Raw genomic sequence first — 13183 nt, 5'->3', positions numbered from 1 at the left:
ACAGTCCCGCTCGTGGCGCCAGCCGGCGCCCATCCTTGATCAGGAACCACCGGCACCAGCGCCAGTTCTGGGATGTTGGAGGCCTCGCCCGGAATCGAACCGGGGTGCAAGGATTTGCAGTCCTCTGCGTAACCACTCCGCCACGAGGCCTCGAATGCTCCCGGCGTTCCGAGCGCTTCAATAGGTTGCGGGCAAAATGCCGTCAAGCGCCAGTCGTCACTTGCAGACGGTTTATGGTGAAAGGACGCAGCAAGCGTCCGGAAAACGCCGAAACTACGCTTGCGGCCGGCGCCGGCGCTCCCACCACACGACGAAACGCCGCCGATGCCGGCGCACCCAGGCGATCTCATAGGAGAGCACCAGCAGCCCGAGGGGAATCATCCAGAAGCCGAGTATCGGCAAAAACCCGAAAAACCCGAGCACCACCAGCACGCCACCCATGGTGATTCGCAGCCGGCGCGAGCGCGGCATCGGGAACTCCCGTCCGAAAATGGAAATCTTGCGTTGCGCAGGGGGGCCGGTTGTATCGCTTTCCGTCGTCATGCCTCGGTCCGACTCATTGGTCCAAAGGATCGCCTCCCCTCGGCCGCTCGCGGTTCCATGCTCGCGGACTCCCAGCCCTTCGCGACGCCCGGTCGCCTCAGTAGTCCCGCCAGCCGGCGATGCAGACCCCATATGATGCCTGCTTTTTGCAATTGCCAGACCCGCTTTCTGCAAAAACCGGCAAAAAGGCGAAATGCTTCTTTGCAAACCCGAAAAGTGTTTGCTATAGGCAGCGCCGTTCGCTTGAGAAGCATCCGTTCCCCGGTAGCTCAGCGGTAGAGCAACCGGCTGTTAACCGGTTGGTCGCTGGTTCGAATCCGGCCCGGGGAGCCATTTTGCTTGTCTAAAATATTGTTTTCCTTGCAAAATTAGCTTTTACTAAAGCGGTTTCCCCGCTTCCCCTCCCCGCTTTTAGTGGCCGTTGCCGTGCCATCGTCTGTAAGGCATGTTTGTGCCCAAGGGGAACGAGCGGGTGAGATTATGACAGATTCTGCTAGTGCGACTGAGTGGGCCATCAACCTGAGAAAGGAATTGGCGCTTGCCGCCCAGCAGAAGCAATTCGACTATGGAAAGTGGGTCTTAGCGTCGCTTCTAACTGTCCACTTGGGCGCCCTGCTGCTAATTTCGCAGGCTGGAAGTTCATCTGCTAAGCTTTTTCAGGCGTCTGGAACTTGGCTGATCTATGGTGTTATCGCGGCCCTTTTCACTGGTGGCCTCGCCTGGATCAACTTCACCTTGGCCGCGATCTCGCACTGGAAAGTCATTGACTCTTACCTCAATGGCAAGGAATTCAAACCGTCCAAAAGGCTTTCCTTTGGTGTCAACGCTACGTTCATAATCTCGCCAATCTTAGCTATTGTTTCCCTTGTTTTATTTTTAGTAGCCGCACAAAGCGCCTTGAGTGTGCTGAACACCTGACGTAGCCCCGGTGGCGAGAAAACCCCGCCTCCTTTCGGAAGCGGGGCCGCGGTACTAGCCGCGACGCACGCCGTCTAGCACGGCATCAACCGATAAGTTCCGACCCATTCCTTGCCATCCTTCTCGCGCCAGTGGACTAGCCAGCGGCCTTCGCCATCGAAGATGGCGCGTATTGCGGAACGCCCCTTAATGTTGTCGCGCATCCTGCATGGCACGCCCTCAGTGTTACGCTCACCCAAACCCGCCGCGCACAGGCACGGCTGCCCTTTTCGTTTCATGGATTTGGTGGCGGGCTTTGCAAGAGCAGTCATACCGACACCTCGCAAAGATCAATGCGAACCTGGCTAGCGCTCGCCCGACGCCGCGCAAGATAAGCGAGCCGCGAGTCGGTAGCTTCGACTTTTACACACTCTGCCTTGTCATGATTTTGCACGCGCATGTGCTTTCCTCCTGCTGTTCACAAGAGGGTTTATACATCGATTCCCTCGCGGAGTCAATGTATAGGTGCAAATCGCTTAATGTGCATTGCAGTTATCGCACTTAGTCAACTCAGTTGTCAACGCTTAGTTTGCAGATAACGTACTTTTTATGCTTGTGCGCTTGCCAATTATTGCCACGCCGTAATTACCGCAAGTGCGCTTAATCTCTTATCCGTAATGCGCTTAGCCATGCGCGCTATTGTTATCTTATGTGCGCTTGTGTTGTTGCGCTTAAGTGCGCGCTGTCTTGTGCGTTTAGTTGCGCTGCGCCCGCGCTGTAATTGCGTAGACTCTTGCGTGCCCGCGCATTCAAAGACGCTCAAGCGTGCCGCGCACATATATTAAAAGCCCCAGGCAGTTCGACGCATAGGGTTTGCGTTATGCGCAAGGGATGTTCGCTAGAAGCAAAATTAGTTACAAATTGGGGCGCTCTTTGTCAGTGGCCCAACGCTTTGCCATTAACTCGAATTCCGCGAATATCTTATGCCCATATCGGAGCTGATATTCAGAGACAAATTCCTTAACGGCGATCCAATCTAGGACTACCGTAGTACGGCAATAGTCCCTATAAATGGCCTCGTCGTAGGCGGATTTCTTTATCCCAATAGCCACGACTTCATACATATTAAGAATGAAGCGAATTGTGGTGGCTTGTTCACCGGAACGGCTCGCCTCATCCGCCCATTGCAGAAGATTGCCGTCTTTCTTCAAGTTTACAAAATCTTTGCGGGCAGCGATCATATCGCTGTCAGTTTGTTCCTTAACTATCAGATCAAGAATCGCGCGCTGGCGTGCTATCGCGCGATTCCATTGTATCATTAAGGCGACGCCACCCGCAGATACTAAAATGGCCCCCGCTTGGAGCAAGGGGCCAATCCAGTGTACATATGAGGCAGAGGCCGCGACCTCTTCAGGCATTCGCCCTTATCCTCCGAAACCTTCTCTCTTCATTTCAGCCTCCTAAAATGAGATTGCTGGATATTCGTTGAAATTTCTCCAAAAGGCAATGCCTTTTCGATTCGAACCTACCAGCGCGTACCCTGAAAATAAGCAGCACGCCCTTAAGATTCAACCTCCCTCCGCTAGGCATAGCTCATCGCACCACCCTTATCCGCGCGATTTTGGCTGCTGATCGTCGCTGATGAAACCAAAACCGCGATCGTCAAACCATTTTGTAATTCGCCCATAGGGCATTGCTTGCCATCCTGTTTTTGAAACGAAAAGGCCGATGCCCGAAGGCACTGGCCGTGAAACTGTCCCGGCGGTGCATGTCCTAAGACAAGGGGAACCACCGCCGGGCTGCCCGTGGTGCAGGAGCGACAGAAGGAGAAAGGCCGGCGAGGCGCTGCCTGCACCTGACGACAGGGCTTGCCGTCCACTCAACCCAGCCGGCCTAACTGCTTAACCGCTTACCGCGGCAAACTCGCCGTGGACAAACGCAGTCGGTTCATAAACCGCAAGCGCGAGGCGTTCCTCGATGCGCAGCATGATGAGGTTGCGGGCGAAATAATCAGCGTGCTCGGAACTGATTTCCACAGTAGCCTGCTGGCGATCAAACACCTGCGCAGCCGTCCAATCCGCAACGATAAACTCGTCTTCGTCGATGATGGTAGACTGCACAATCGGCAAGCGCCACGCGACACCGGAAGCGCCGGCATCGGGAGCAAACCAGTATTGGCCGCTATCGTCACGCCGCAGAAGATCCATGTCGGCAACCACATTAGGATGCAGAAGGATACCGTTTGCGCGGCGCTCCGTCAGTCGTACCTGCTGGATAGCACGCCTCAAACGCGCATACGGGTCCGAGCCGTCGCTCGCCTTCACAAGCGCGGTGTTGAACGCCGTAGACTGCGGAATGACACCGTGCAGATTCGGGTTGGTTCCATTGCCCGAAAGCAGCTGCGCTTCCTCAACGCGCTTCAGGCCCGCCACGCCGCGGTTGCCAATGTAAGCGGCCAATGCTGGCGCGTCGTCGACGATCTGTTTCGAGGCCGTGAAGGTGTGAGCGAGCGTCTGCACGCGGGCCGAACGAAGCTCGAATTTCAGGTCGGAAGAACCTTTCGTCTCGCCTTCCGTCTGCGGCGCGGCGCCATTCGTGAAGGTCGTCTCCTCGGCCCATTCGATGGCGCTGCTGATGGTGGTGCCTGACGCCATCAAATCGCGAAGCGTAAGCTCACGCTCTGGCGCGTAGACGATACCCGGCAGACGATGCGCGGGAACCAAACTGGTGCCTGGCGATGTATTGTTGCCAACCGTAGCCGGCGCGGAGGTGATCGACGCCATCGCCTCCGAAAGGCCGCCCTGAAGCTCAATACGCTGGTGGCGGCGCGACTCGACGTCGAACTTGCCGAAATCGCGGTTCGCCAGCAGTGCAGCACAAACCGGGTTGTCATTCGCAGCGACGAGATAGTTGCCGCCTTCGCTACGTGCGGCGCGCTTTTCAAGTTCGCCGATACGGGTAGAAAGTTCGTCGGCGGTGGTGCGAAACTGTGTGCCGACGCGCTCGACGGCGGCCATAAGATCAGTAGACATTAATAGGTAACTCCGAGTTCGCTGCGGATCCATGCCGGCAGCGGATGATTGGTTGCATTGGTTTTGTTGATGCGCCGAAACGTCTCGGCGCCGGCCTCCGCGCGCTGTCGAGTAGCGATTGCCTCGACGTTGGCAGGGATATTTGCCGACCGGCCCGCAAGTCGGACGGCGTTTGCCGCCTTCGCGGCAATCTCGAATTCGCCGCCCGCTACAAGCGCGGAAACGAAACGCTGCGGATGCATCGCCACCGTTCCGGTTTCAGCAAGCGGCGGTTCGGCCTCACGGGCCTCGATTGCGCCAGCCAATGCTGCGAGCGCGTCGTTATCTGTCACGTTAAAATCCTTTCAAGTTGACGTACGACGTCCGCCCGATGCGGCGGTGCGCCGTTCCATTCCGCGACGATTGCCGCGCAAGTTGCAGTGGTTAGAAACCGGCCAAAACCGTCTTCCGCTGGTGCGCCAAATACGACATGTTCGCCGTTCACGGTCGCCGACACGCCGCCCTCGCGCACGATGAAGCTGCCTGGCGGGATTTGTCCGCGCATAATGGCCGTTATAGTTTCACCGAGCCGGTAGCCCTCCGGGCTTGTCTTGGCCGCATATTCGGCTGCACGGGCTGCAGCATCACCCACGCCCTGCTCGGCCAATATCGCTATGAGTAGCAGCGCGGCGTCGTCGGGCGTCAGTTCTGGCGGCGTGCGTTTGGCGTCCGCCAACGGCAACATTCCCGCATGTTGCAACCGGTTTGCGATTGCAGCCGTGCGGCCGCGATTCACACCGCAGCGGCGCGCAAGAATTTCAATGCAGTCCGAAAGTCTCACGGCTGCCTCCATGATTTTGCAAGATGAATAAAAAAGAGCCGCCTCCCAAAAAGAGAGGCGGCCCAGTGAAGGAATGCAGGATTTGAGCTAACTGCCTTCCTATAATGGTATAGTAGCAAAAACTGGCATCACCCCTTGCGCGAAGCCAGAAACATTAACGAAATCAAGCGGCGATGCGTTGCGGAATATTGTCATTCGCCGGAATCAACACGCGCATCCTTCGCGTTGCTTCGAGCCTCGTGCATTCGGCACACGCAGCGCGCGTCACCTCCAGCACCTCCCACAAAGGCAGCCTGTCGACGTCACGCTCTGCCATCCTGGCGCACAATTCGAGTCCGGCGCGCAATCGGATGCGCCCAGCCTCGGCTTTGTGACGTTGTGGAAACTGCCATGCCGGCGCAAGCTCGGCCATGTCGGCGCCGTTCAATGCCCGCCAGACAATTCGCGCGAGCGGGCCGAGCGTGCGGAATCTGTGGCGAAGCCGGATAGCCGTATCCGCCGCAGCCTCCGCCGGCCACAGCGCCAAAGGATCCCGACTTCCGCACGGCACCATTGCGCCAGAAGATGTGCGCATACGCACGCCTGAAGCCCGAGCGCTGGCCGTCGCGTGAATGTCCGTCGCAAACCAATCGGCGGCATTGATGTGCCTTCCGCTGATGCGGCCCGCGGTGTGCTCCTCGGCAAGCGGATTCCGCCTTGCGGCGGGCGCCTTCACAAGGGCATCTGGCACGGCCACAGCCGCGAGCGCGGTGCGTGCAAAGCTGGTAGCCGACAATGGGCGCAGGAGTGCCTGTAGCGGCCTGCTGGCGGCCTCTGCGGCCTTCGACGGCCAGCCCTTCCAGAACCTTGTGTGGTCGGTGTAGCGGCGCGGGAAACGACGCTCGCGGCCAAGCCAATATGAGGGTTGCGGACGCGGTTCGGGCCGCGGCCTGTTTATCTTCGGCCGAATATACGCGCCGGGCGGAATTGGCCTATCCGTAAGCTGGGCAAACGCCTGCCAGCTTATCCGCTTGCCCAACGTGGCGCCGAAATAGCCGGCCGGGCGGCCTGTGAGATCAAGAATTGGCTGCATGAGCGCCCTTCGCATTGTCATTGTCAGGCCGCAAATCGGGGCGTAGGGCGTAAAATTCGCGCCAGCTAAGTCGCCTGCCGCGATGCGCACCGTCATGGCATGCAGGGCGGCCGGAGGCATCCAAAACGACGCTATCTTCGTTTTCCGCTAAGCTATTAATTCTATTCATGAATCTCTCCAAAACATTCAAAGAATCGAGATTTAGTTGCGAATGCGTGGAACGCGGGTATTACCGGGCGGCGAGGCTAGACTTGCGATAGGCCCTATGGGTGCCTCAAAAGTGACAACGCCTGGGCGTGGGACCGGCGCCCCTAGCCGCTTTTTCGTATGGCCAAAATGAAGGACAAAAGTTCTCCCATTTTGCACGCACGTTTGTCTGCCTGTGGGCGCCGGTCCTAGGTGGATGGCTGGACACTTCTGGATAGGCCCGCCCCATCATGGCACAACCAGCGCCCCGCCCTTCAGTCGCAAGCCCTCAAAGGCCCGCTCGAAGAACCGGATAACGTCGCCGGGAAAATCCGGCACCGCTTCATCAACCGCGAAGACAAGATCCTCGAAGTCGTCGTCGGTAATTCTCGGTGCGACCTTCTCCGCCCATTCGCGATATGGACGCGTGCCATACGCCAGTTGGCCAACCTTGCCGGCCGCCCAACGCCGCTCACGCTCTGCCCGCGCTAAGGTGATTGCCTCGGCAAGAATGCCGTTCAGTGCTTTGCGCATATCAGACTCCTGTCGGAGCCGTCACAGCGTCACAGGGACTATATGTTTGTGCCTTTGTGCCGGTATTTTGTGACCGGCACAGCGTCACAGATATATAGTATCTGTGCTTTGTGACGGCCTCAGTCGACTTTCTCGTGTTGGCGGTTGGCAAGCCAGATTACGGCTTCTTTGTTCGCGCCTATTTCACCTCGGACGAGGTATTCGTCTTTAAGGAGGTAATCGAGATTTCGGCCAAAAGCCGTCTTCTTGGCGTGTTGATTTCCTTCCTTCCGCTCATAGAACTTCGGCCGAACGTCCTCGACGGCAACTATCTTGACGCGCGGCCCGTCGACGCCGAACGGCATGTGGTGGCGCTCAGATTCCATGATTGCCGTTTGTACAATGCTGAAAAGAATTTTCTTGTCGCCCTTCATGCGCACGGCTTCGGCCTTCACAGCCGCGTCGGCGCTGGCTTCCGTGATGGATTCGATTACCGCCGCTTCGGAGCCATCATCATTCGCCTTCGACGTGAAGCGAACATTCGCCATGAGGAAGTGCGCCTTGCCGTTGCGGTTCTTTCCCACCCACAATTGCAGGGAGCCATCGCCTGCCTTCTCATCCTCGATAAGCAGGAACTCCATCGCGACGAGAGACTCCAAGGTTTCGCCCTTGGTGTTCTTCGGATTGTCACGGTTAGTGTGATTCAGGATGACGATGACGGCGCCTTCATCTTCTGCCAATCCGCGCAAGGCGTTCAGCGGAGGCGATGTGTGGCGGTCATCCAGCACAGATTGCCCTTCCAGCGCAGCGCGGAGTGTATCGACAATGATAACCGGCACCCTGTCCGCGTGCGCCTCCTTCATATGCTGAAGGAGTTTGCGCGCACTCTCGACGGAAGCCTTCCAGTTGCCGCCAAGAGAAAAACCGCCCTCAAACACAGCAATCTTAATCGCCTTGGACTCTATCGCGTGAAGACGGTTGGCGACGTCATTGCCGTCCTCTACGGGTATATAAACAACGTTGCAGGACATCGTCTCGCGGCCAAGGAAGCGCGACGCGCTCGATAGCAAATCCGCTATCAGGACGGCCAAGCCAGTCTTGCCCTTCGACGGCCTGGCATTGATGGAGATAAGCGTGCCGACGCGAACCAGCCCGAAGATAACCATCTGCGTGGTGTCGTAGCTGCGGCTAGCCTTGTATTCGGCATAGTCCATCAACTGGAACGGCGGCGCATTATCATTTGCCGCTTCGCGCTTCGGTGCATCCTGGCCCGGCTCAAACTTCCATGTCTTCTCAGCGGCGCTCATGCGGCCTCCCTCAAATCTGCATAGTCTTTGCCGACTTCCGCCGGCATCCTGATTTCAACTTCCCTGCCCGATGCGTGCCATCGCTCCGCGCAGGTGAAGGCGTCCCGTTCTCCCGTTCCGCTCTTGTCGTTATCGGCAAAAATCGTCAGCGCCCCGATGCCGCCAAGCACAGGAAAGCGCGCAAGGTTGCCCGCCGACAGGCAAGCCCACGCGGGCCGAAACGGCGCCGCCAAGGCGGTTTCGATACCCTCGGCGATGGCCAGGCCGTACTCAACGTCAGCGTCGTCGGTGAGCCGTACAACACCGCCGCCTGCCGGCCCCAGCATCTTCTTTTCGGTGCGGTTGCCATCGGGGTCGAGGAACGTGCGGTGCACGCCCATCGGTTCACCCGTCACGGCATCCGTTATCTGCGCAACCATCGCCCGGATGCCGGCATGGTAGCGGAGCGCATCGCCATCATAGGACAAGCCGCGGCTTGCCAAGTATCGTTCGGCCAAAGTGCCAGCTATCGGCACGCTGCGCGCCCATATGTCGGCCGCTGTCGCCTTCTTGCGCAGTACGCCGATGTCGATAACGGGCGCAACCGGCCGTGTCGGGCGCGGCTTATCATCCGATAGCCCAAGCACCGCCTTCACCTGGTCCCGGCAGTCCCGAAAATCGTCGCCGGCATAGCTGCGGACAACGAAACTGCCGTCGCTATTGAAGGTGACTTCCATCGAACGGTCGCGTCGGGAATGGCCAGGCCCCGGACAGCGTATTGAACGGCCGGAAACTTCGCCGCCCAAGGCGACGGCAGCTTCTCGGAGGTTCATGCGGCCCTCGCTGCAATGCGCTCGGATATCCATTCGGCGACTTCGGTTCGCACAAAAGCAATGCGCCTTTCACCAAGCGAAACAGCGACCGGGAAACGGCCCTGTTCCCTGTACCGGTTCAACATGCTGCGGCTTAGTGAAGTCATGCGCGCGGCCTCGTTGAGGCTTACAAGCGTCGGCCCGTTGTCGTTATCGGCAATCAACAAATTTCCCTCCATTGAATTTTTCGCTTGACACCTTTTGGCGATTCTGCGAAAACATTGACATTATCCCCAAAAGGGGAATTGTGCCTGTATGATAGATACAGGTATGTTAGATATAGGCCGCTTGGTCGAAAATGCCAACCATATTATTCGGCTGGCCCTATGTCTTTGTGCTCTTGGCACAATAGGCAGCCCAATCCGACATAAGCGCCCTCCTCCGCTCCAAGGCGTCAGAACGCGCATAGCTGCGCTCGACGGCATCGCCAACCGCATGGGATAGGGCCGCCTCTGCAATCTCCCGCGGCGACTGAGCGATCTCCGTTGCCCAGTCGCGGAACGTCGATCTAAACCCATGCACGGTGAAGTCACCGCCGCCAGCCGATTTCAACGCCTTCGCGAGAGACATATCCGAAAGGGGTTTCTTGTCGCGAATGCCGGGAAATACAATGTCATTGAGGCGCTTCGCCTTCATGTCGGCGAGGACGGCCAAGGCAGCGCCCGAAAGCGGTACACGATGTTGTTTGCCACCCTTCATCCTGCCGGCGGGAATTGTCCAAACGGCGCTATCTAGATCAACTTCGTCCCAAGTTGCCCCGCGCGCTTCGCCGCTACGGCAGGCCGTCAAGATGGTAAACTCCAGCGCCCTCGCCCCGATGCCGTCGACAGCGGCCAGCTTCTTCATGAAATCGGCAACCGCGGAATGAGGCATGGCAGCATGGTGAGTTGTGCGGGACAGCGCGTCGGGCTTGTGCAGGACGTGCTCCAGATTGCCTTTCCACGCGGCAGGATTCTCGCCGCTGCGCAGCCCTTCGACACGCGCCGAGTCAAGCACGCGCTCGATGGATTCGCGCAGTTTCTCAGCCGTCTCTTGCTTTTCGCCCCATAGCGGCCGAAGGACGGAAAGCACCTGCGTAACGTCGATCGCGTCCAGCGCTTTATCCCGCATCGGAGCGGCATGGTTCGTCAGCATGTTGCGCCAACGCGCCTCCGTCTTTGCACCCCGCCACCTGCCAGCCTTCACCGCAGCGTCAATATAGTCATCAGCGTATTGGCCGAACGTCTTCACATTAGCAGCGAGGCGCGCAACTTCGATTGTCTCGACGGCGCGGTGCTCGATAGGGTCAATACCCTGCCGCAATAGCTGCCGCGCGGCCTCGGCCTTCTGGCGCGCTTCGGCAAGCCCGATGGTATGCAGCGGCCCGATGCCCATTTCGCGACGCTTGCCGCCATGGCGATAGTCCAGAATCCAGTACCTCCCCTGCCCTTTCGTCACCAGCCACAGGCCGCCACCGTCGCGCAACTTCCTTGCCTTGCTGGCCGCGATAGACTTCACTGTCAGGACGTTCCGAGTATGGCTCCCCATCGTGTCTTTCCCCGCTTTTTCCCCGCTATTGAGTAATGCGCTAGCTGTAGACACTATGGACGAAATGGACAAGAGGAATGTTTATTTTCAGTCAGTTACAGGCAATATGGTGAACGTTATGAAACGTCATGGACGTTAAAAAATATCCGGCCCGGGGAGCCATTTATTCCAAAGTTTTGCCAGTTTCGGAGATCGCCCGGCAAGGCGTTCTTCAAATTCGTCCGGCTCTCCGTGAATTCAAGCGGTGCGGGTTTGCCGCGCGAGATGGCCCAGAACATGGCACACCAGCCGGCCGACGACGGTCGCGCTCATGTCGTTCACGTCGGCCTTGGGCTGAAACTCCACGATGGAGAAGCCGGCCAACCGCCGCTTGCGCATCGCGGCCTCGAGCAGCGCCGTCATCTCATGGAAAGCCAGCCCGCCAGGCGACAACGCATTCACGCCGGGGCAGACGCCCGGATCGATCGCGTCGCAATCGATGTGGATGAGCAGCGGCAGGTCGGCGGGAATCGTGTCTGCCACGGTAACGATTCCTTCCCGGCGCACATCGGCGACGGTCACGATCCGCGAGCCCCAAGCAAGTGCTGTCTCGACCTCCTGCCGCCGGGCGCTGCCGACGGCGCGTATGCCGACCTGGGTCATGGATGCGGTGCAGCCGAGCTCGGAAGCGCGCCGCATGGTGCTGGAATAGCCGAAACGCTCGCCCGCGATCTCGTCGCGCCAATCGATATGCGCGTCGACCTGCAGGACATGCAGGCTCTCGCCTCCTTCGAAGGCTTTCATGAACGGAACGGCAACCGAATCGTCGCCTCCAACCAAAATGGGGACGGCCCCGGCCGACAGGATGCCACGGGTGACGGCTTCGATCCTGCGCCGATTGCCGGCGCCGTCGTCGGGCGCGGTCGCAACGTTTCCAAGGTCAAAGGCTTGCAGCGCCCCGCCGTTCAGGAGCGGTCCGCCGAAATCGAAATCCCAGTGATCGATATGCACCGACGCCGCCGTGATAGCACGCCGCACTGCATCCGGCCCGCTCTCCGCAGCACCGTCGCCGTCCAAGGGGCCATAGGGCGTGCCGTGCACCGCTCCAAAAATGGCCGCGGACCTTGCGGGAGGCACTTCGGCAGCCGGTATTCCCAGGAATGTCTTCGCGCGGGGGACGAGGAAGCCGGTGTCGATGCTGTTCATCGGCGCAGCTAAGGGCGCGCGACAGGCGCTGTCAACGCAGGCGCGGCTCGTCGGGGCTGTGATTTCGGCAACGGCCGGACGGAATCGGCAACAGACGGCGGCCCGGTCGCGGTCAGCGAATCTTCCGACGCAAGTCGAGGTTGAGCCGGAGCCTCATTCGGCATAGTGGAGGTTCGCCCGGCGCCGCCGGCCGCATGCTTTCTGCAAGGACATATCGGTAATGGCCGTCTCCATCGAGGATTCACACCCCGCGAACCGGGCCTTCTGGCCGGCTTTCGCCGCCCTTCTCGGCGGCGCGCTCGCCATGGGCATTTCGCCGATCTTCGTGCGGCTGTCGGACGTCGGTCCCTTCGCGAGCGCATTCTACCGCGTATTCCTTGCGCTGCCCGTGCTCTACGCCTGGATGCGGATCGAGCAGAAGCGGCTGGGGAGCGGCAGGCCGGCAAGACGCTTCTCGCCGGCCGTCGTCGCGACCGGCCTGGCCTTCGCGGGAGACCTGTTCTTCTGGCATCTCGCCATCCTCAACACCAGCATTGCGAATTCCACCTTCTTCGCAACCACCGCTCCGGTCTGGGTCGGCCTGATCGGCTGGGTCGCGCTTGGCCGCCGCGTCGCGCCGATGACGATCGTCGGCCTGCTCCTCTGCCTCGCCGGCGGCGGCGCGCTGGTCTGGCAATCGCTCGCGCTGTCGCCCGGCCATCTGGTCGGCGACCTCTATGCCGAGCTTACCGCCGTGTTCTTCGGCATCTATTTCCTGACCGTCGAATGGGCGCGCCGGACCGAGGGAGCGGCAACGATCACTTTCCACATGAGCCTGATCACGGCGGCCCTGCTGGCCATCGTGGCGATCGGTGCCCAGCTGTTCTATGGCCAGCGCCTGTTTCCATCGAGCGCCACGGGCTGGCTGGTGCTGCTCTGCCTGGCCACGATCAGCCATGCCGGCGGCCAGGGCCTGCTTTCCCTCGCGCTCGGCTCGCTGCCCTCCATGTTCTCCTCGCTGGTGATATTTCTCGAAGCGGTGGCGGCCGCGGCCCTTGCCTGGCTCATCCTCGGCGAGGAGGTCACGCAGTTGCAGGGACTTGGCGGGCTCGCGATCCTGTTCGGCATCTGGCTGGCACGGCCGCGCGCCGCACGATCCGATACCGTCGCGCCGGCGAACGCCTGACCCCGTCCGAGGAACTTTCCTACTTCTCTGCAGGAACCAATCGGCGCCATGCCGGTTGGATTGTCATGTTTCCAACAGATCTGGA

The 13183-nt window shown here is 59.6% G+C and carries 14 protein-coding genes and 2 tRNA genes; 3 read left to right on the top strand and 13 right to left on the bottom strand.

From position 1 onward, the window contains the following. Positions 1–76: 76 nt before the first annotated feature. Both QU595_RS07220 and QU595_RS07215 read right to left on the bottom strand, forming a co-directional pair. A tRNA-Cys gene (locus QU595_RS07220) sits at positions 77–150 on the bottom strand. Between the two features lie 123 nt (positions 151–273). Continuing rightward, the gene (locus QU595_RS07215) at positions 274–543 is read right to left on the bottom strand and encodes a hypothetical protein (RefSeq protein WP_315920166.1); all 270 of its coding nucleotides are present in this window, start codon (positions 541–543) and stop codon (positions 274–276) included. Between the two features lie 258 nt (positions 544–801). Here QU595_RS07215 and QU595_RS07210 point away from each other — a divergent pair. Together QU595_RS07210 and QU595_RS07205 are read left to right on the top strand one after the other, a co-directional pair. After that, a tRNA-Asn gene (locus tag QU595_RS07210) sits at positions 802–876 on the top strand. A 147-nt stretch (positions 877–1023) separates the two neighbouring features. After that, positions 1024–1461 carry a hypothetical protein gene (locus tag QU595_RS07205; protein WP_315920164.1) on the top strand — a complete coding sequence of 146 codons (438 nt, stop codon included), beginning with the start codon at positions 1024–1026 and terminating at the stop codon, positions 1459–1461. A gap of 893 nt (positions 1462–2354) precedes the next feature. Here QU595_RS07205 and QU595_RS07200 read toward each other — a convergent pair. The 11 genes from QU595_RS07200 to QU595_RS07150 all read right to left on the bottom strand — a co-directional run bounded on the left by QU595_RS07200 (position 2355) and on the right by QU595_RS07150 (position 11828). Then, positions 2355–2858, bottom strand: a complete 504-nt coding sequence (locus QU595_RS07200; RefSeq protein ID WP_315920163.1) for a DUF4760 domain-containing protein — start codon at positions 2856–2858, stop codon at positions 2355–2357. 483 nt (positions 2859–3341) lie between these two features. Then, complete coding sequence (locus QU595_RS07195; protein ID WP_315920162.1) at positions 3342–4472, bottom strand: phage major capsid protein; 1131 nt, start codon at positions 4470–4472, stop codon at positions 3342–3344. Further along, complete coding sequence (locus tag QU595_RS07190; RefSeq protein WP_315920160.1) at positions 4472–4804, bottom strand: hypothetical protein; 333 nt, start codon at positions 4802–4804, stop codon at positions 4472–4474. The genes QU595_RS07195 and QU595_RS07190 overlap by 1 nt, the downstream gene beginning before the upstream one ends. After that, entirely contained in the window at positions 4801–5292 is a 492-nt protein-coding gene (locus QU595_RS07185; protein WP_315920158.1) for a hypothetical protein, read from the bottom strand. Before QU595_RS07185 ends, QU595_RS07190 begins: the two co-directional genes overlap by 4 nt. Positions 5293–5455: 163 nt before the next feature. Continuing rightward, entirely contained in the window at positions 5456–6364 is a 909-nt protein-coding gene (locus QU595_RS07180; RefSeq protein WP_315920156.1) for a hypothetical protein, read from the bottom strand. 435 nt (positions 6365–6799) lie between these two features. After that, positions 6800–7084, bottom strand: coding sequence for a hypothetical protein (locus QU595_RS07175; RefSeq protein WP_315920155.1), 285 nt, complete (start codon positions 7082–7084; stop codon positions 6800–6802). Between the two features lie 119 nt (positions 7085–7203). Then, positions 7204–8370, bottom strand: a complete 1167-nt coding sequence (locus tag QU595_RS07170; protein ID WP_315920154.1) for an AAA family ATPase — start codon at positions 8368–8370, stop codon at positions 7204–7206. Beyond that, complete coding sequence (locus QU595_RS07165) at positions 8367–9086, bottom strand: toprim domain-containing protein (RefSeq protein WP_315920153.1); 720 nt, start codon at positions 9084–9086, stop codon at positions 8367–8369. The genes QU595_RS07170 and QU595_RS07165 overlap by 4 nt, the downstream gene beginning before the upstream one ends. A gap of 92 nt (positions 9087–9178) precedes the next feature. Continuing rightward, a complete protein-coding gene (locus QU595_RS07160) occupies positions 9179–9400 on the bottom strand; it encodes a helix-turn-helix transcriptional regulator (protein ID WP_315920152.1) in 222 nt (73 codons plus the stop codon). 145 nt (positions 9401–9545) lie between these two features. Then, entirely contained in the window at positions 9546–10718 is a 1173-nt protein-coding gene (locus QU595_RS07155) for a tyrosine-type recombinase/integrase (RefSeq protein WP_315920150.1), read from the bottom strand. A 267-nt stretch (positions 10719–10985) separates the two neighbouring features. Continuing rightward, entirely contained in the window at positions 10986–11828 is an 843-nt protein-coding gene (locus tag QU595_RS07150) for an arginase family protein (RefSeq protein WP_315920148.1), read from the bottom strand. Between the two features lie 325 nt (positions 11829–12153). Between QU595_RS07150 and QU595_RS07145 the strand changes: the two genes are divergently transcribed. Then, positions 12154–13098 carry a DMT family transporter gene (locus QU595_RS07145; protein WP_315920147.1) on the top strand — a complete coding sequence of 315 codons (945 nt, stop codon included), beginning with the start codon at positions 12154–12156 and terminating at the stop codon, positions 13096–13098. The last annotated feature ends 85 nt before the right edge of the window (positions 13099–13183 follow it).

It is taken from the genome of Mesorhizobium sp. SP-1A (genome assembly GCF_032460275.1).
Lineage (GTDB): Bacteria > Pseudomonadota > Alphaproteobacteria > Rhizobiales > Rhizobiaceae > Mesorhizobium.
Note: the sequence above shows the minus strand (reverse complement) of the source record. Positions and strands in the feature narration are given on the sequence as shown.